The sequence below is a fragment of the Vibrio sp. 2433-A1 genome, from assembly GCF_056726085.1.
The window spans coordinates 1-19225 of record NZ_JBRESC010000014.1 but is presented as its reverse complement, the minus strand read 5'-3'; the positions used below and the strand labels follow the sequence as shown (position 1 = coordinate 19225).

Annotated in this window: 18 protein-coding genes and 2 tRNA genes; 8 read left to right on the top strand and 12 right to left on the bottom strand. The window is 44.5% G+C overall.

Annotated features, from left to right (window positions below; genetic code table 11):
• Nucleotide 1 precedes the first annotated feature (1 nt).
• The 7 genes from nusA to ubiT all read right to left on the bottom strand — a co-directional run bounded on the left by nusA (nucleotide 2) and on the right by ubiT (nucleotide 4008).
• The gene (gene nusA / locus ACU01J_RS14770; protein WP_481086396.1) at nucleotides 2-1489 is read right to left on the bottom strand and encodes a transcription termination factor NusA; all 1488 of its coding nucleotides are present in this window, start codon (nucleotides 1487-1489) and stop codon (nucleotides 2-4) included.
• 24 nt (nucleotides 1490-1513) lie between these two features.
• The gene (gene rimP, locus ACU01J_RS14765; RefSeq protein ID WP_481086395.1) at nucleotides 1514-1969 is read right to left on the bottom strand and encodes a ribosome maturation factor RimP; all 456 of its coding nucleotides are present in this window, start codon (nucleotides 1967-1969) and stop codon (nucleotides 1514-1516) included.
• A 222-nt stretch (nucleotides 1970-2191) separates the two neighbouring features.
• A tRNA-Met gene (locus ACU01J_RS14760) sits at nucleotides 2192-2268 on the bottom strand.
• Between the two features lie 56 nt (nucleotides 2269-2324).
• Nucleotides 2325-2408: transfer RNA gene (locus ACU01J_RS14755), tRNA-Leu, on the bottom strand.
• 29 nt (nucleotides 2409-2437) lie between these two features.
• The gene (secG, locus tag ACU01J_RS14750; protein WP_481086394.1) at nucleotides 2438-2770 is read right to left on the bottom strand and encodes a preprotein translocase subunit SecG; all 333 of its coding nucleotides are present in this window, start codon (nucleotides 2768-2770) and stop codon (nucleotides 2438-2440) included.
• 223 nt (nucleotides 2771-2993) lie between these two features.
• Entirely contained in the window at nucleotides 2994-3497 is a 504-nt protein-coding gene (locus ACU01J_RS14745; protein ID WP_481086393.1) for a GNAT family N-acetyltransferase, read from the bottom strand.
• A complete protein-coding gene (ubiT, locus tag ACU01J_RS14740) occupies nucleotides 3481-4008 on the bottom strand; it encodes a ubiquinone anaerobic biosynthesis accessory factor UbiT (RefSeq protein WP_481086392.1) in 528 nt (175 codons plus the stop codon). Before ubiT ends, ACU01J_RS14745 begins: the two co-directional genes overlap by 17 nt.
• Before the next feature lie 196 nt (nucleotides 4009-4204).
• Here ubiT and ACU01J_RS14735 point away from each other — a divergent pair, with 196 nt between their 5' ends.
• The 3 genes from ACU01J_RS14735 (at nucleotide 4205) to ACU01J_RS14725 (ending at nucleotide 8288) form a co-directional block, all read left to right on the top strand.
• Nucleotides 4205-6244: a sensor domain-containing protein gene (locus ACU01J_RS14735; protein WP_481086391.1), complete on the top strand. Its 2040-nt coding sequence runs from the start codon at nucleotides 4205-4207 to the stop codon at nucleotides 6242-6244.
• A 117-nt stretch (nucleotides 6245-6361) separates the two neighbouring features.
• On the top strand, nucleotides 6362-7375 hold the full coding sequence (gene ubiU / locus ACU01J_RS14730; protein WP_481086390.1) for a ubiquinone anaerobic biosynthesis protein UbiU: 1014 nt from the start codon (nucleotides 6362-6364) through the stop codon (nucleotides 7373-7375).
• 34 nt (nucleotides 7376-7409) lie between these two features.
• A complete protein-coding gene (locus ACU01J_RS14725; RefSeq protein WP_481086389.1) occupies nucleotides 7410-8288 on the top strand; it encodes a U32 family peptidase in 879 nt (292 codons plus the stop codon).
• 55 nt (nucleotides 8289-8343) lie between these two features.
• Here the strand turns inward: ACU01J_RS14725 and ACU01J_RS14720 are convergent, their stop codons facing one another.
• The 5 genes from ACU01J_RS14720 to rpsO form a co-directional block, all read right to left on the bottom strand.
• Complete coding sequence (locus ACU01J_RS14720) at nucleotides 8344-9681, bottom strand: MATE family efflux transporter (protein ID WP_481086388.1); 1338 nt, start codon at nucleotides 9679-9681, stop codon at nucleotides 8344-8346.
• Between the two features lie 42 nt (nucleotides 9682-9723).
• Entirely contained in the window at nucleotides 9724-10137 is a 414-nt protein-coding gene (locus ACU01J_RS14715; protein ID WP_481086387.1) for a MarR family winged helix-turn-helix transcriptional regulator, read from the bottom strand.
• 103 nt (nucleotides 10138-10240) lie between these two features.
• Nucleotides 10241-11158 (bottom strand): lipoprotein NlpI, encoded by a 918-nt coding sequence (gene nlpI, locus ACU01J_RS14710; RefSeq protein ID WP_481086386.1) that lies wholly within the window; start codon nucleotides 11156-11158, stop codon nucleotides 10241-10243.
• A gap of 120 nt (nucleotides 11159-11278) precedes the next feature.
• On the bottom strand, nucleotides 11279-13411 hold the full coding sequence (gene pnp, locus ACU01J_RS14705; RefSeq protein ID WP_481086385.1) for a polyribonucleotide nucleotidyltransferase: 2133 nt from the start codon (nucleotides 13409-13411) through the stop codon (nucleotides 11279-11281).
• A gap of 321 nt (nucleotides 13412-13732) precedes the next feature.
• Nucleotides 13733-14002: a 30S ribosomal protein S15 gene (gene rpsO / locus ACU01J_RS14700; RefSeq protein WP_004415549.1), complete on the bottom strand. Its 270-nt coding sequence runs from the start codon at nucleotides 14000-14002 to the stop codon at nucleotides 13733-13735.
• A gap of 403 nt (nucleotides 14003-14405) precedes the next feature.
• Here rpsO and mtnN point away from each other — a divergent pair, with 403 nt between their 5' ends.
• The 5 genes from mtnN to ACU01J_RS14675 all read left to right on the top strand — a co-directional run bounded on the left by mtnN (nucleotide 14406) and on the right by ACU01J_RS14675 (nucleotide 19215).
• Complete coding sequence (gene mtnN, locus ACU01J_RS14695; RefSeq protein ID WP_481086384.1) at nucleotides 14406-15101, top strand: 5'-methylthioadenosine/S-adenosylhomocysteine nucleosidase; 696 nt, start codon at nucleotides 14406-14408, stop codon at nucleotides 15099-15101.
• 26 nt (nucleotides 15102-15127) lie between these two features.
• Entirely contained in the window at nucleotides 15128-16081 is a 954-nt protein-coding gene (locus tag ACU01J_RS14690) for a cobalamin biosynthesis family protein (RefSeq protein WP_481086383.1), read from the top strand.
• Nucleotides 16082-16903 carry a vitamin B12 ABC transporter substrate-binding protein BtuF gene (btuF, locus tag ACU01J_RS14685; protein ID WP_481086382.1) on the top strand — a complete coding sequence of 274 codons (822 nt, stop codon included), beginning with the start codon at nucleotides 16082-16084 and terminating at the stop codon, nucleotides 16901-16903.
• 72 nt (nucleotides 16904-16975) lie between these two features.
• Nucleotides 16976-17596, top strand: coding sequence for a TRIC cation channel family protein (locus ACU01J_RS14680; protein ID WP_481086381.1), 621 nt, complete (start codon nucleotides 16976-16978; stop codon nucleotides 17594-17596).
• 287 nt (nucleotides 17597-17883) lie between these two features.
• Nucleotides 17884-19215, top strand: a complete 1332-nt coding sequence (locus tag ACU01J_RS14675) for an IS4 family transposase (protein ID WP_481084253.1) — start codon at nucleotides 17884-17886, stop codon at nucleotides 19213-19215.
• Nucleotides 19216-19225: the final 10 nt, after the last annotated feature.

Here is a 19225-nt window from a genome sequence, read left to right as displayed (position 1 = left end):
ATTATGCGTCTTCGCCGAACCAACAAATGTTACGAGCTGCCATAATTAGCTCACCCGCACGTTCTTCGGTTAGACCTTCGATACCTTCAATATCGTCGATACCCTGATCAGCAAGGTCTTCTAGTGTTGTTACACCTTTTGCTGCCAGTTTGAATGCCATCTCACGCTCTAAACCTTCTAGGCCTAGTAGGTCTTCTGCAGGCTCAACACCTTCGAAAGACTCTTCTTGTGCAAGCGCAAGAGTGGTTAGTGCATTCTTAGCACGACTACGTAGTTCTTCTACTAGGTCTTCGTCTAGACCATCAACTTCAAGAAGCTCGTTTACAGGAACGTAAGCAACTTCTTCTAGCGTTGAGAAACCTTCTTCAACAAGTAGTTGAGCGAAGTCTTCTTCAATATCTAGGTGCTTTATGAAGTTTTCGATTGCAGCTTGAGACTCTTCAGCGTGTTTCTTATGAAGGTCTTCAACTGTCATTACGTTTAGTTCCCAACCAGTTAGTTGAGACGCTAGGCGTACGTTTTGACCGTTACGGCCGATAGCTTGCGCTAGGTTGTCTGCTTCAACAGCAATGTCCATTGCATTTGCATCTTCATCAACAATGATAGAAGCAACGTCAGCAGGAGCCATTGCGTTGATAACAAACTGAGCTGGATTGTCGTCCCAAAGTACGATATCGATACGCTCACCACCAAGCTCGCCAGATACAGCTTGTACACGTGCACCACGCATACCAACACACGCACCTACAGGGTCGATACGCTTGTCGTTAGTTTTAACTGCGATTTTTGCGCGAGAACCTGGATCACGAGCTGCACCTTTCAGTTCGATGATCTCTTCAGCGATTTCTGGCACTTCAACACGGAATAGCTCAGCTAGCATTTCAGACTTAGAGCGAGTGATGAATAGCTGGAAGCCACGAGCATCTGGAGCAACTTTGTACAGAAGACCACGAACACGGTCACCTGGACGGAAGTTTTCACGAGGAAGTTGGTCATCACGTAGGATAACCGCTTCAGCGTTGTTACCTAGGTCAAGAACAACCGTTTCGCGGTTTACTTTCTTAACAACACCAGTAACTAGCTCGCCTTCGTTATCGATGAACTGTTCTACGATTTGAGCACGCTCAGCTTCACGTACTTTCTGCACGATAACTTGCTTAGCCGTTTGAGTCGTAATACGGTCAAACGTCACTGACTCAATATCATCTTCAACAAAGTCACCAATATTTAGTTCTGGATCTTCGTATTGAGCCGCTTCTAAAGAGATCTCTTTAGTTGGACTTTCTACAACTTCTACTACTTCCCAGCGACGGAAAGTTTCAAATTCACCAGTTTTACGGTCGATTTCAACACGAACGTCAATTTCCATTTCGTGTTTTTTCTTAGTTGATGTTGCTAGAGCAATTTCAAGGGCTTCAAAGATGCGTTCACGAGGTACCGCTTTTTCGTTCGATACTGCCTCTACTACCGCTAAAATTTCTTTACTCATTTTAAATAGCCTCTAAGACTTTAATTAAAATTTAGGGATCAGGTTAGCTTTTGAGATGTTGCTTAGAACAAACTCTTCTTCGTTACCTTCAACAGTAACAGAGATTGTCTCACCATCGACGGCGTGAATTACACCTTTCCACTTACGACGGTTACCAACAGCCATCTTCAAAACGATGCTTACCTCGTGACCAATAAATTGTTCATAGTGTGCAGCTTTGAAAAGAGGTCTTTCTAAACCTGGTGAAGACACTTCAAGGTTGTAAGCCACAGTGATTGGATCTTCAACGTCCATAACCGCACTTACTTGGCGGCTAACTTCAGCACAATCTTCGACATTAATGCCGTTCTCGTGATCGATGAAAATACGTAACGTTGAATGCTCGCCTGCGCGAATAAATTCTAATCCAACTAACTCATAACCTGATGCTGCTACAGGAGCGTCAAGCATTTCAGTAAGTTGTCTTTCTAAACCAGTCATTTTAACCACTCCAGAAACAAAAAAAGGGCTCAGAGCCCAATTTAAATTCCAAGCAAAGCTCCAAACATCCAATTAAGGAAATTTAGATAACAAAAAACCCCGAAAAGTCGGGGTTTTTGTTGCTGGACCCTGATACGTTAAACGATATCTATGCCGTTTAACTCGTAGTATTGCTACTACGCAAACTTGTCCTAATCCACTATCTATAAAAGAAAAAGGATTTGGTTGCGGGGGCCGGATTTGAACCGACGACCTTCGGGTTATGAGCCCGACGAGCTACCAAGCTGCTCCACCCCGCGTCCGACTTGTCGAGCATTATACGCTCTCCAAGGTGTTTTACAAGTTTGTAAATCAATGGTGCCGAGAGAGGGACTCGAACCCTCACACCTAAGGCACCAGCACCTCATGCTGGCGTGTCTACCAATTTCACCATCTCGGCAGCTAAATCTATCTAAAAGCTAGAATAGCTTATTGAGGAATTTCGTCGCCTTGAGGGGCTGGAATTTCACTCGCATCATCAGCTTGTTGGATAACCTGACCTTGAGTCGGGTCTATCCACTGTGACTCAGTTTTATGTGTAGACATATTACCAAGTACTAAGCTAAGGATGAAAAATACTGTTGCAAAAACTGCAGTCATTCGGGTTAGGAAGTTACCTGAGCCGCTTGCGCCAAACACTGTGTTTGATGCGCCTGCACCGAATGAGGCTCCCATATCTGCGCCTTTACCTTGTTGAATCAACACTAGGCCGATTACACCAACCGCTGCCAACAGGTAAATCACAAGTAGAACTGTAAACATGATTTCCACCTATGTTCCAAATTGTTGAGCCAGCGCCGCTCGAAAACGCTTTTTATCGTGTTTTTGAACAAGGCTAGCGACCTCCTTATCGAAGGCCGAGCAATACTAGCGAAACACGATTACGCTGACAAGTAGATTTTTTCAAAAAAGCACGCACTTAGACTTAAGCGGTCAAAAAAAGGACAAAAGTATAACTTTTCCTTCATCCATCTTTTATTGCCTTCTAAATTTCTGAAAATTCAGGGCTGTACTCGATGAGTCCTGAATGGCCATCCAATTCACCATCAACTAATGCCACAACTTGGAAAGCACCTTCCGGCACATCCCATTGGCAACGCATATTGAACTTAGCGCTATTTTCAAAACCAAAACGACCGTAATAAGCAGGATCGCCAAGTACAACACAAGCTGGGTAACCAAACTCTAGTAAAGAAGAGAAGCCCTCTTTTATTAGTTCGGCAGCAATGCCTTGGTTACGATAATCTTGATGTACCGCTACAGGCGCTAACCCTTGCCAATTAAGATCAGTGCCATCAATAGTTGCGGGGCTAAACAGCACGTAACCAACCACCTCGCCTTCATCGCTACATGCAACAAGGGAAAGTGTACGACGACCATTTTCCCTTAGCTTCATCACTAAGTTGGCTTCGGCCTCGGTTTCAAACGTAGATTTTAGTAATCTATCGATAGCCAGTATATCCGCTGGCGCTTCAGTTCGAATAAGCATTTACAACCTCTTTTTGTGTTGTTGGCGATTGTAAGCCCTTTTGCACAAAATCGGCTAGTTGATTTAGAAGAGTTTGTAATGCTTTTGGTAAAGATTCGAGATCAACACTGTCCATTAGGTTTTTAACTTCAAGCCCTAGCTCAGTGTCACCTTCAATTTTCAAGCGACGTTGGAAGAACAAAGTGTCTGGATCTTCTTTGCGTCCAGCAATCAAAACAAGGTCATTGAGATTGCCACTAAATAGCACATCCTCATTCACTTCGTGATCTGCCACGATGAGTTGTTCATTTTCATAGCTAATCAACCAACTTAGCTGCATATCCTTTACTTCTACTTTTAGCCACTTACCTTCAAGAAACTCAAAGTCACCATCATTTAACGCTTCTTTAAACACGGTTTTCAGCCCTTCAAGCAAGGCTTTTTTTTGTACGGTTTGAGGCAATAAGTGGACTGGAGATCGCAAAATTGATGCGGCATTTTGAACTAGTTGGGTGCGAATCTTGTTAATCACGCGAATTATCCGTTACTTTGTTAGCTAAGTCCCCCATCATAGAGTATGTTTTACTGCCAATTCCTGTTATTTGTCAAAAAATAGGTGCTCTGGTTTAACTCTTTAAACTGGGCGCTAGGACAGTTATAGTAATGACATCACTCACATTCACTTATACTGTGAATATATTGCTCGTCGGAGAGTCGGAACAAACTTGATGCTATCGCAACAATTACAGCACTGGTTTACAAAAATAACGGCCAATAGCCCGTTTTTTTTCGCCATTCTGGATAACCAGCATAATTATGCGATGGTTAACGGGCGCTATTGTGATATTGCAGGTTTAACCTCAACTGAATTGGTCGGTATGAATGACAGCCAGATCATGGGCCAGCAATTCTATAACCACCTAAAGCCTTACTATGCGAGAGCCTTCAAAGGTGAATCTATCGAAGCTGAAATGACCATTGGCGATCTCGGCCTCGAGACTAGCCTGCATTTCAATCTCTCTCCTATCGATAATGATGGCAAAATTGAGCATGTGATTTTTCACGCACTCGATACCTCAGAAAAACAAATCTTAGTTCGCTCGCTCGAAGAGTCTGAAGGTAAGTTTTCTACCCTAACTTCTTTGTTGCCTGAAGGTATTTTCCTGCTCGAAGGCGATTGCATCATATCAGCCAATCCAGCAGCTCTTCGCTTACTCGGCTTTGAGTCAATGCAAGACATCCTTGGCGAGAATCTATCGCGCTTGTTTGTCGATGAGAAAACGAAAACGGTCTTTTCAGACACTTTCGTCGACCAATTAAGTGAAACCCCTCTAACGTGTTTAACCGGACCTCGCTGCGGCTTTGAGCGCAAAGTACAATTACTTGCCGATTCAACCATGGTCTTAGGAAGTGACTCACAACTCGTGCTGATTCAAGATGCTGAGTCCAGCAAAGTTACGCTATCAAGCACACAACATGAAGATGCCCACCTAGACTCACTCACAGGGCTATACAATCGTTTCGGCTTTACCAAGCGACTTGAGCAGCTGATTCATAACGAAACGCCGCTGATCATGCTGTACCTCGATATCGATAACTTCAAAAACATTAATGATTCTTTGGGCCACCATATTGGCGATAAAGTAATTAAAGAGGTCTCTTCTCGTCTTAAGCGTCTTTTACCGCAACACGCAGTATTAGGGCATTTAGGAGGAGATGAATTTGGTATTATTCTACCTGAACCTGACAACAACCGTATGGTTGAAATGTTGTCAGAGCGCATTATCTCTTTGATCAATCAACCTTTTGATTTGCACCACTTTAGTAAACGACTGGCCTGTTCGATTGGTAGTGTCGCCTACCCTGGTGATGGCAACGACGCTCGTATTCTGCTGCAAAACGCCGATACCGCGATGTACGAAGCAAAAGATCGTGGTCGTAATCGCCTGATCAAGTTCAATGATCAAATGAACAAAGAAGCACGTATGCGTCTTTGGCTTGAGATCGAACTGCAAAAAGCCTTACAACAAAACGGCTTAGAAGTTTGGTACCAACCTAAAGTGAACGCGCGTGACTTTAGCATTAACGGTGCCGAGGCGTTGATCCGTTGGAAACACCCTGTTGAAGGCTATATCAGTCCAGGCGCGTTCATTCCTGTTGCTGAGCGCGCAGGTCTTATCGAGCATCTAGGTCGCGTAGTGATGCGCGATGTTTTTTCGACGGTTAAACGCTGGAAACTGCAAGGTATTTTGCCAGGCCGCGTGGCGATCAACTTATCACCAGAACAATTTTGTAACCCTAAGCTGATTGATTATATGGAGAAGCTGCTACGCACTACTGAACTAGATCCTAGCTGCATCACCTTTGAGCTGACTGAAAGTGCAGTTATGAGCGACAGTGAACACACACTACAGATGCTCAATGCGATTAAGAGGCTCGGTTTCGCCCTATCGATTGACGATTTCGGTACCGGTTACTCATCGCTATCATACTTAGCACGCTTTCCTATCGACGAGCTTAAAATTGACCGCGCCTTTATCTCAGACATTGATACCCTGCCTAAGCAAATCACCGTGATTGAAAACATCATCAACCTCGGTAAATCACTCAACTTAACCGTGGTCGCGGAAGGGGTTGAGACTCAACAACAGGCGACCCTGCTATCTAACCTCAACTGTAACTCTATTCAGGGCTTCCACTTCTATCGCCCGCAGCCACGACAAGAGGTTGAAGAGCTGTTTGCACAAAATCGTCGCCACAAAAACTAACTCCAAGTGAGTATTTAACTTAGAAACTCACTCAAACCTGCCTTACATCAAATTTGCCATTCACAATTCTTCATAAAATGCTCAGCAATTTCAGAAGAACACAGCCTTGGTAGAGCAATGGAACTCCTATGCCCAGCAGGTAACCTACCTGCATTAAAAACTGCAATTGATTGTGGCGCAGACGCGGTCTACATCGGTTTTAAAGATGACACCAATGCGCGACATTTTGCTGGTTTAAATTTCACTGGTAAAAAACTCGAAAAAGCGGTGCAGTATGTTCATGACAACAACAAAAAGATTCATGTTGCGTTGAACACCTTTGCTCACCCGAATGGATTTGAGCGTTGGACAGAAGCGGTTGATCGTGCTGCCCATAATGGGGTTGATGCGCTGATTGTCGCAGACATTGCCGTACTGGAGTATGCTGCACGTAAATACCCTGAACTGGAACTTCACCTCTCTGTTCAAGCCTCTGCGACCAACGTTGCTGCTATCGATTTTTATAAAAATAACTTCGATGTTAAACGTGTCGTCTTACCGCGAGTATTATCTATCCATCAGGTGAAACAGTTGTCTCGCAATATCACCAGTGATGTTGAGCTTGAAGTGTTTGCCTTTGGTAGTCTATGTATTATGTCAGAAGGTCGCTGCTACCTTTCTTCATATATGACCGGGGAATCACCAAATACCGTCGGCGCTTGCTCACCTGCAAAATATGTTCGCTGGCAAGAGACCGATAACGGTTTGGAGTCACGCCTTAATGACATCCTGATCGATCGCTACAGTGATGGCGAAAATGCTGGCTATCCAACATTGTGTAAAGGGCGCTTCACCGCTGATCTTGAGAACCAAACTAAGGCTTACCACGCACTGGAAGAGCCAACCAGTTTGAATACATTATCTATGCTGCCGGACTTATTTGCTGCCAACGTTGCTTCCGTGAAGATCGAAGGGCGTCAGCGTAGCCCTGCTTATGTAGAGCAAGTCACTCGCACATGGCGCGCAGCTATCGACCGTTACCTAGCGAACCCAGATAGCTACCATGTTGAACCAGCATGGGATGCGGCACTAGCTAATGTTTCGGAAGGCACCCAGACCACGCTTGGTGCATACCACCGTAAATGGCAGTAAAGCTTTACTTGTAGAGAGAACAATGGAAAACAACATGAAATATGCACTAGGCCCATTGCTTTACTTCTGGCCAAAACAAGATGTCGAAGATTTTTACAACCAAGCTAAAAGTAGCTCTGCTGATATTATTTATCTGGGCGAAAGTGTTTGTTCAAAACGTCGTGAGATGAAGCCTGCTCATTGGTTTGATATTGCCAAAGAGCTTAGTAGCACAGGTAAGCAAGTAGTGCTTTCCACCATGGCACTGCTTGAAGCACCAAGTGAAGTCAACGTAATGAAGAAATACATCAACAACGGTGACTTCGCTATCGAAGCCAATGATGTATCGGCAATTCAATTGGCTCACGAGCACAAGGTTCCTTTCGTCGTTGGCCCTGCCGTCAATACTTACAACGCACACACCTTAAACCTGTTTCTAAAGCAAGGCATGACCCGCTGGTGTATGCCCGTTGAGTTGTCACGTGAATGGTTAGGCAACGTGCTCACTCAATGTGATGAGTTGGGCATTAAAGGTAAGTTTGAAGTCGAAGTGTTTAGCCACGGTTACCTGCCGCTGGCCTACTCTGCTCGCTGCTTTACTGCTCGTGCTGAGAATAAGGCAAAAGATGACTGTGAGACGTGCTGCATTAAGTACCCAACCGGTATTCAAGTGAGCAGCCAAGAAGGCCAAGAGGTGTTTAATCTAAACGGCATCCAGACTCAATCCGGCTACTGTTATAACCTCATCAATGACTTACCAAGCATGAGCGGTTTAGTTGATGTGGTTCGCTTGAGCCCGCTTGGTATCGATACTTTTTCACAAGTGGATAAGTTCCGCGCCAATGAGCATGGTAATAGCCCGTCAACGATCGAAAGTCGCCAATGTAATGGCTATTGGCACCAACTTGCGGGCCTAGAAGTGAAAAATATCTAATTTCACTTCCAGATAAAAAACACCAACAAATAAGGGGCTATATGAGCCCCTTTTTCTATGCGATAGCCTGCTCTGATTGCAGTGTTTGGTAGCGACGCATATCTTTGAGAAGCATAAAGATAACGACGGCACTCAAGGCAATATTCGATAGAGGGTACGCAATCCATATTCCTGGCACACCAAATAGCTTCGGCATGATGTACAAGAAAGGTAGCTGAATCAACATATTACCCACAGTAACAAACATCGCTTTACTGCCTTTATTGATCGCTTGGTAATAAGCACCCGCAACCACTAAGAAGCCATCTAAAAACAACGCAAATAAATGTAAGCGAATCCCCAGAACCGTATTTTCAATCAACTGGTTATCTGACGAGTTAAATACCGATACGAACTCGCGAGGGAACAGGTTGAGCAGTACAACAAATCCAACACCAATCAAAATGGATGTCGTCATCGCTACTTTTAATAACTTACGGATATTATCTTGATTGCGAGCGCCATGGTTGAAGCTCACTAGTGGCTGCATACCATTAGCAACCCCTTCAACCGTTAGGTAGTAAACCGTTACGATGTAGCCCAAAATAGCATACGCACCAATAATCAATACATCACCGTATTGAGTAAACAGGCTGTTGTGCAGTGCAACCATCATTGAACCATAGGCATACATAAAGAAGCTAGACGTACCAATGGCAAAGATCTGTGGTACAGCTTTAAGCTTCAACTTGAACTCGCTGATCTTAAGTCGTAGATTAGCTCTAGATGAGAAGAAATACGCTAAACCTAACGCGGTCACCACTGCCTGCGCTATCGCGGTTGCAATCGCTGCCCCCGTAAGCTCCCAACCCCACAATGCAATCATGATGTAATCCATCACAATATTCACCACAGCGCCAACCACCATCAGCATAGTGGCTAGATTCGGGCTATCATCATTACGCAGTAAGAACGGCATAGCGATGGAACCAAGAGTAAAGACACAGGCTCCGATCAAGATATGAAGATACTGTAGACCCAGCTCGTAGACACGCCCTTCAGCGCCTTGCCAACGTAAAAAGTCATCAGCAAACAGGAACAATACACCTGCGACAATCGGCATCAATGCCAGTAGCAATAATAAACCAGTAGTGAGGGTTTGCTTGGCCCCTGCATTATCTCCTTCTCCCTGACGGATAGAGACAAGCGCTCCGGTACCGACTCCGACCAACATACCAATACCTAAGATCGAACCGATCACAGGCCAAGCAACGTTAATACCCGCTAGACCATCAGCGCCGACATAACGGCCAATAAAAATCCCATCGACAACTTGGTATAAGCCATTCACCAACATCGCAGCAACGGTTGGGATGGTGTATTTCCAAAACTGTTTATAGATTGAAGTTTGCATTGTTATCACCATTAGTTAGCAAGGCTAACTAAATAATTAAATTTAAGCTTTTAATGATTTTTCCAACAACGATACCAACTGTTCAGCTTCTTTATCGGATAGCTTGGCATTCATCGCTTGAGCAATTTCCTTATAAACAACTTGTTCTAGTGATAAATCCTGAATCACTTTTTCCGTCAACGTCACTCGCTTAGAACGTGCATCTTCGTTACAAGGCACTCGAAGCACTAAGCCTTTCTTTTCTAAACGTGCCACCATGTTTGATGCTGATGGCTTGCTGACTTTCATCTCTTCCGCTAAGTCAGTAATCCTCATCCCTTCAGATGAAGTTTGGATCACTTTAAGGTAATCGAACTCATTAAAGCTCAGTAGCGATAACGAGTCTTCCTTAGCATAGACACGCCAGGCTTTAGAACAGAATCGTTCTAACTCAATCAAACTGTTCTCTAATGTCATCAGTGTCGCACTTTAGTTAGCAAGGCTAACTATTTTAACCATAATCAAATTTTAGGCAATAAAAAACCGCTGAGAGCAGCGGTTTTCTTTTCGTTCATTTTACTTACTGAGTATTCTTAGCTTGCGCTTGTTTTGCTTTAGCTAAGTGCTCCGCTTTAACTTGATTGTAGATGCGACTCAATTCAAGGAAGGAATAGCGGTGCTCAACATATTCAAATACGTTAAATGAGATCGCCAATTTATACAGAGAGATTGCGCTAGCAAAGTCACCTTCAGCTTGGTAACGCTTACCTAAGTAGAAATACGCTTCTGTTAGGCGCTGGGCTAAAACCGTGTTGTCTCTTGTACCAGCAAGAATCGCTTTAAAGGCTTGCTCTTCAGTCACGTCACCTAAGGTAATTGCGACTAACACCCAGCCCCATTGCTCATCACGGTTCTGGTAGCTTTGCTCCAACTCTTGGCGTGCTAACTCAGGCTCTTTTTCGTGCTTAACGATATATAGCCACAGCGCTCTAAATGGATCGCTTGGATCTTGATCGTAATGCTTTTGAATGTCTTCTAACGCAAGGTCGATACGATCACCGTAATACAATGCTATCGCCCTATTACGAGCGGCATAGGTGTTGTCAGGAGCTAATTCTAGTGCTGAATCAAACGCGTCATAAGCGGCATCAAATTCACCCACTTGAGTAAAGTAAACACCGAGTAGATTAAACAGATCCGGCTGTGTAGGATTCAATGTCAATGACTGGTTGTAGTCCAATCGAGCCAAATCACGCAGACCAACACTGTCATAATAATTCCCCCGCTCATAGAGCATTTTTGCTCTAACATCATTCGATAAGTCGGGGCGCATTAGTAATTGAGATAAACGAGCAATCTGAACTTCTTGTTGCACACTAGCCTGCAAAGGAACAGCCATTGGAGGGTATAGCCATTGAGCACTGTCATTGGAGGTTGAGGCACAACCGGCAGTGACTAATAGTGCAAGACTTATCGATGCTGTTCGAAACCATTTCACGTATAGGTACTCCTGTCACTGAGCAAAATCTCAGTTTATCCACATTAAAAAAGGGAGCGTAATGCTCCCTTTATAACATGCTTTTAGCGTAATAGGCTAATTCGCCTATTGTTGACTAAATCAAGCGTCAGTTGCTGGCTTTTCTTCAGCAGCAGCTTCTTCTGTCTTTTCTACCGCTTCTTTCATGCTTAGACGAACGCGGCCCTGACGGTCGATTTCAAGTACTTTAACTTGAACTTCTTGACCTTCAGCAAGGTAGTCAGACACTTTCTCAACTCGCTTGTCAGCAATTTGAGAGATGTGTACTAGACCATCTTTACCAGGAAGAATAGTAACGAATGCACCGAAGTCAGCTAGACGAGCAACTTTACCTGTGTAGATACGGCCCACTTCAACTTCTGCAGTGATCTCTTCGATACGACGGATTGCTTCTTTCGCAGCTGTACCTTCAGTTGCAGCAATCTTGATTGTACCGTCATCTTCGATTTCGATAGTTGTACCTGTCTCTTCAGTTAGAGCACGGATAACTGCACCACCTTTACCGATAACGTCTTTGATCTTCTCAGCGCTGATCTTCATTGTGTGAATGCGCGGAGCAAACTCAGAGATATCTTCACGAGCACCAGAGATAGCTTCATCCATTACAGATAGGATGTGCTTACGTGCACCTTGCGCTTGGTTAAGAGCAATTTGCATGATCTCTTTAGTGATACCTTCGATCTTGATATCCATCTGAAGTGCAGTGATACCGTCGTTAGTACCTGCTACTTTAAAGTCCATGTCACCTAGGTGGTCTTCGTCACCAAGGATATCAGAAAGAACAACGAAGTCGTCACCTTCTTTAACTAGACCCATTGCGATACCCGCAACAGAAGCTTTAATTGGAACACCAGCATCCATAAGAGCTAGAGAAGTACCACATACAGAAGCCATTGAAGAAGAACCGTTAGATTCTGTGATTTCTGATACTACACGTACTGTGTATGGGAACTCATCTACAGATGGCATTACAGCAGCAATACCACGCTTAGCTAGTTTACCGTGGCCGATTTCACGACGCTTAGGAGAACCAACAAAACCAGTTTCGCCTACACAGTATGGAGGGAAGTTGTAGTGTAGTAGGAAGTGATCTTTACGCTCACCTGTTAGCTCGTCGATGATTTGAGCGTCGCGCTGCGTACCTAGAGTCGCAGTTACGATTGCCTGAGTTTCACCACGAGTGAATAGTGAAGAACCGTGAGTACGTGGAAGAACGCCAGTACGTACGTCAAGCGCACGAACCATGTCTTTTTCACGACCATCGATACGTGGGTTACCAGCGATGATGCTACGACGAACAACTGTCTTCTCTAGATCGTGGAAGATAGTGTGAATTTCTTTCGTGTTTGCTTCTGGATCTTCAGCAAGTAGAACTTCGTTTACTTCACCAGCGATAGCGTGGATACGGTCGTAACGCGCCATCTTCTCAGTGATTTGGTAAGCTTCTACTAGTTTCGCTTCTGCAAGTTCTGCGATCTTGTTTACAAGCGTAGTGTTCTCTTCTGGAGCAACCCAATCCCAAGCTGGAGTCGCTACTTCAGCTGCGAATTCGTTGATTGCAGAGATAACTACTTGCTGTTGATCGTGACCAAATACAACGGCAGAAAGCATCTCTTCTTCTGTTAGGTTGTCTGCTTCAGACTCAACCATAAGAACAGCGCCTTCAGTACCAGCAACAACTAGGTCTAGTTTAGACGTTTCTAGTTCAGTGTTGCTTGGGTTCAGTACTAGTTGACCATCAACATGACCAACACGTGCTGCACCGATAGGACCGTTGAACGGAATACCAGAGATAGCAAGAGCAGCAGAAGTACCGATCATTGTTACGATGTCTGGTTGAACGTCAGGGTTCACAGACATAACTGTCGCGATAACTTGAACTTCGTTTTTGAATGCATCCGGGAATAGAGGGCGAATTGGACGGTCGATTAGACGAGCCGTCAGTGTTTCACCTTCAGATGGACGACCTTCACGCTTGAAGAAGCCACCAGGGATTTTACCTGCAGCGTAAGTACGCTCTTGGTAGTTAACCGTTAGAGGGAAGAAGTCTTGACCTTCTACCGCTTCTTTTTTACCAACTACAGAGACGAATACTGATGTATCGTCCATAGTCACCATAACTGCTGCAGTAGCTTGACGTGCAATAACGCCAGTTTCTAGAGTAACTGTGTGGTTACCGTACTGGAACGTTTTAACAACTGGTTTTTCGAACATGGAAATTCCTTGTTTCTCAGCCATCTATCATTCGATAGTGCTCAGATGATATTGATTGAAACTCAAGGCACTACAAATCGCGACTAGTGAAAATGAACTGTTATTCGTCGAGTTCACTTTGAATAGTCGCGACCTTTTGGTCGACGTGGTGACTGTAATGCTATGAGTAATTACGTAGAAAATCCCAATTAGGGATTTTTACCGTGCGTAGTATAACGGTATAAAAGTGATTTGGCTAAGCTATCGCAATTAAATTAAGTAACAGGCAACAAAAAAGGGGCTACAAGCCCCTTTTCTGACAAACTGCTATGCAGTCGCTAATTAGCGACGTAGACCTAGACGTTTGATTAGGTCTTGGTAACGAGAAAGGTTTTTGCCTTTCAAGTAGTCAAGAAGCTTACGACGGCGAGAAACCATACGTAGAAGACCACGACGGCTGTGGTGATCGCCTTTGTGCGCTTTGAAGTGACCTTGTAGGTGGTTGATAGAAGCTGTAAGTAGAGCTACTTGAACTTCTGGTGAACCTGTATCACCTTCAACTTGAGCGTATTCTGCAACGATTGCTGCTTTAGTTTCTGCATTCAGAGACATAATTCTCTCCTAAATAAGAGTAAGTTAAACATTGTGCCAGCCAATCTCTGATTCAGCCGACACGAGGAGCGCGAATTATATGGGATGTCTAGAAGTTAAGCAATAAGTTCTTTGAGAAAGAAGCGAAGGGCGAGAGTCGAGGTTCTAGAACTGACCTCATCCGATGGAAACCTGAGTTTATCTCTCTATTTACTGTCATCTTCAAGAGCGAGGGACGAGTGAGTTGGAGATCTCTTTAAGCGAGTCGAAGATTTTAAGAGATTCCCTACTCGCTCCTTCGTCACTCTATGGAATAACACCTCTCAACTCGAAATACGGTCGCTTTTCGGCGTTCCCGCATCCAAATCTTTTCTGTTACACTTAGACCAATAAAACCTACCTATTTGAATAAACAGGATTCTCTATGAAAATCGGCATCATTGGTGCAATGGAGCAAGAAATTTCCATTCTTAAACAAGCAATTGAAAACCGTACAGAAGTTAGCAAAGCAGGTTGTACTTACTTCTCAGGTCAGATCAACGGTGTTGAGGTGGTTTTGCTTCAGTCAGGTATTGGTAAAGTAGCAGCAGCTGTGGGTACAACAATCCTACTGGATGAGTACCAACCAGACGTAGTCATCAACACAGGCTCAGCAGGCGGTTTTGATCCAAGCCTAAACGTAGGTGATGTGGTTATCTCAACTGAAGTTCGTCACCACGACGCTGACGTAACCGCTTTTGGTTATGAAATTGGTCAAATGGCACAGCAGCCAGCGGCATTTATCGCGGATGATAAGCTGATGGATGTGGCAGAAAAAGCACTAGCACAAATGCAAGATACTCATGCAGTGCGTGGCCTAATTTGTACTGGCGATGCCTTCATTGCAAGCGCAGAACGCCAAGCATTCATTCGCAAGAACTTCCCTTCTGTCGTGGCAGTTGAAATGGAAGCTTCAGCTATCGCACAAACCTGTCACCAATTCAAAGTTCCATTCGTTGTCGTACGCGCTATTTCAGATGTTGCTGACAAAGAAGCTGGGATGAGTTTCGATGAGTTCCTACCACTAGCGGCTAAGAGCTCATCAGAGATGGTGGTTAAAATGGTTGAGCTGCTGAAATAAGCCTCTGAAGGAAAATAAGCGATATCATGGAAGATATATTCAATCATTTTTACTCAAATGGAGCGCTCCTAGTATTATGGGGCGCTCTATTGTTTCATCTCATTCTTCCTTTCCCACGCGAAGCGCATCCAGCAATACTCTGGCATAAATTTGCCGAACAGCTGGCAGATAAAGTTAATAACAACAGCAATTACTCGCAAAGCATCATTTCAGGCACTTTAGCTTGGCTATTAATGCTGCTACCAATGCTAATTGTCCTGATCGCGCTCAAGCCACTGGTGTGGCAGCCTCAACTGTTCGAGCTGGCTTTTCTCCTACTCGCAATCGACTGGCGCAATACCGATAAGTTCACCGCGCAATTTGTCGCGGCGTTGGCTCGTGAGGATAAAGAGCACGCCAAAATGTTGATCAAGCCGATCGTCAATCGTTCAACTTCTTCACTTTCGTTACTCGGTTTGGGTAAAGCGGGCTCAGAAACGCTGATCATGTCTTACGGTCGCAATGTGGTTGGGGTGCTATTTTGGTACGCCATCGGCGGCGGCATCGGAGCATTCTTGTATCGAATGAGTGTAGAGCTTGCTCGAGCTTGGTCTCCGTCCAGACAGCAGTTTTCCCCATTTGGTATTCCTGCAATAAGAGCCGTTGCGGTGTTAGATTTCATCCCAATGCGTCTGTTTGCCATCATGATTGCTATTGGTCACCGAGCAAAACAAACCGCGCAACTTATCTCGCAGCAGGCCAAGTCTTGGCCGCTACCTGGACCAGCATGGCTTTTGGTTTCTGTTGGTGCGAAGTTAGAGCTTTCTCTAGGGGGGCCTGCCATCTATGACCAGCACAAAGCGGTCAGAGCTAAACTAGGCGGACGCATTGCTCCATCCGCTATTCATGTTGCCCAAGTGCAGAAATTACTCGCCTGGCGCATGTTTGCTTGGGTTGTAATTCAAAGCCTTATTATGGGCCTCATCTACCAAGGATTTTAAATGCGACGCTATCTTATCGCTCTAACGACTATCGCTATTTCAACCGCTCACGCATCCACTGTTGAAAAGGTCGTTAGCCTTGCTCCACATGCAACGGAAATAGCCTTCGCAGCAGGACTCGGCGATAAACTGGTCGCTGTCAGTGAACGTAGTGATTATCCTGAGCAAGCTAAAAGCATTGAGAAGGTGTCCAACTACCAAGGAATCAAAATTGAGCGCATCATTGCTCTGCAGCCTGATTTAATCATTGCTTGGCCATCGGGTAACCCAGTCGGTGAACTCAAAAAGCTAGAGCAATTCGGCTTTGAGATCTATTACTCGCAGACTAACTCGCTCGAAGATATTGCGAATAATATTGAACAGCTCAGCCAATACTCAGACGACCCAAGTATTGGTAAAAAAGCGGCAAACGACTTCAGACAGAGCTTAAAAGAGTTAAAAGCCAAGTATCAAACTGATATTCCGGTACGCTACTTCTATCAACTCAGCGAGCAGCCGATAATCACACTCGCTAAAGGCAAGTGGCCGAGCGAAGTGTTTAGTTTCTGTGGCGGCGAAAACATTTTTGAGCATAGCGCAGCCCCTTACCCGCAAGTCGGCATTGAACAAGTGATCATCCAAAACCCGGATGTTATCTTTACCTCAGAGCATGCCATCGAAAATGGTAATATGTGGCAAAAGTGGCACGATCAGCTATCAGCAGTGCAAAATAACCATATCTGGTCACTCAATTCCGATTGGATTAACCGTCCTACTCCGCGAACACTGAACGCGATTGAGCAAGTTTGTGAACATTTCGAGACCACAAGGGAAAAACGCTAACGTTTAACTACAAGATCTCGTACAATTCCTCCTCACTTCTTGTTCCCATATTTAGTAAGAGATTTTAGTAACATGGATTCCATGCTGCTTTACAGTATCGACTTATTCGGTACGGCAATTTTTGCAATTTCAGGCGTCCTACTTGCAGGTCGATTAAAAATGGATCCTTTCGGGGTTGCTGTACTCGGCAGCGTGACCGCTATTGGTGGTGGCACCATTCGTGATATGGCATTAGGCGCAACTCCCGTCTTTTGGATCACCGACACCAATTACCTTTGGACGATCCTTATTACGTGCCTACTAACAATGTTGATTGTTAGACGCCCTAAACGCCTTGCTTGGTGGATTTTACCCGTTTGTGACGCCATCGGCTTAGCCGTGTTTGTCGGCATTGGTGTCGAAAAGACCATGGCTTACCAAGATTCAGCACTAGTCGCTGTTATCATGGGTGTGATCACTGGTTGTGGCGGCGGTATTATTCGTGATGTTCTCGCTCGGGAAGTTCCAATGGTACTGAGAAGCGAAGTCTATGCGACCGCTTGTATCATTGGTGGCGTATTCCATACCACTGCATTAGCCATGGGCTGTGACAGTGATAGCGCCTTCTTAGCTGGCGTGTTTTCAACTCTATTGATTCGCTTAGGTGCGATACGTTGGCACTTGTCACTGCCGACTTTTGCCTTGAATCGTTAAGTGAAAGTATTGGTTCTGATTGTCATTCCTTAGAACGAAGCATGAGTGAGTAAGGAATCTCTATACCCTATTCGACTTGCTTTAATCCCCAACTCGTTCGTTCCTCACTCTTGAGTGATGACAGTGGTAAAACGTAATGGAATGACTATTAAGTAACTACCCACAAAAACAAAAAAAGGTCACCGAGGTGACTAATGCCGATCAGTTAAGAAAAATTTTTGAGATCATTTGACCGATCCTCAAAAGGCTTCAAAATCCGATATTAGGAAACTAATATCGGATTTTTCATGTCTTTAGAAAGCCAACTTGCGAATACTTTTCGCTCATGCAATACCTTCCATCACTTTGACAAATACTCTGAGATCCTTAGTCCAGAGCTTATCCAGCAAGGTTTTGAAAAAGCTGGTGTAGCAACAGTGAGAAGAAGACGCTTACCCTTGGAAGCAGTACTTTGGTCCGTTGTAGGAATGAGTCTTTTTCGGCAACAATCTGTTTGGGATATCGCTAACCAACTTGATATTGTCCTACCAGACAAACAGCGCTTTGTTGCGCCAAGTGCTGTTGTCCAAGCGAGGCAGAGATTAGGCGAAGAAGGTGTTAAACAAGTCTTTAAGACGATGGCGGCTCAGAGTTATCAATCTTCTAAGTTTGAAACTTGGTGTGGACTCAATCTTCTATCTGTCGATGGTGTCGTTTGGAGAACGGCAGATACACCTGAAAATCATCAAGAGTTTAAAGCACAGCGTAATCAGTCATCTGAAAATATTTACCCTAAGATACGCATGGTTTGCTTGATGGAGCTTACAAGTCATCAGCTCATCGATAGTGCATTCTCTGACTATCGAACCAACGAAATGCGGCTTGCAGAAGAACTCATAGAACAAACGCCAGACCATTCTCTGACTATTTTTGACAAAGGATATTACTCTCTGGGACTGCTTAACCGATGGAACAAAGTCGGCCAAGAGAGGCATTGGATGCTCCCTGTGAGAAAAGACTTCCAGTATGAAGTCGTTCATAGGTACAGCAAGAGTGATGCAATCGTTGCGATTAAAACAACACCTCAGGCAAGAAAGAAGTTTAGTGAACTTCCTGATGTAGTTGAAGCAAGGTTAGTCTCAAAAATCATTAAAGGTAAGGAGTATCAGGTGCTTACATCAATGCGTGATGGGTTACGTTTTCCTGGCGAAGAAATCGTAGAGCTCTATCGTTATCGCTGGGAAATCGAATTAGGCTATCGGGAAATGAAGCAGACCTTACTTGACAGTGAGTATACATTGCGAAGCAAGCGTCCAGATATGGTTAAGCAGGAGCTCTGGGGTATTTTACTCGCCTATAACCTTATCAGGCAGGTTATGACAAAAGCGGCAAGTAGGTTAGATAGCGTCTGGCCAAATCAACTGAGCTTTACGAGTAGCGCTATGGCTGTGACGCAATACTTTGCAGCGTTGCCTTTAACAAGCCCAGGAAAGCTCCCTAAACACTATGAGGTATTACTAGAGCATGTATCCATGTTTATCTTACCGCCTCGAAGAGAAGATAGAAGTTATCCTCGATGGGTGAAGTTGAAACCCAAGAAGTACGCAACAAATAGAAAAAATGCCAGTCAGCTTAACTGACTGGCATTAC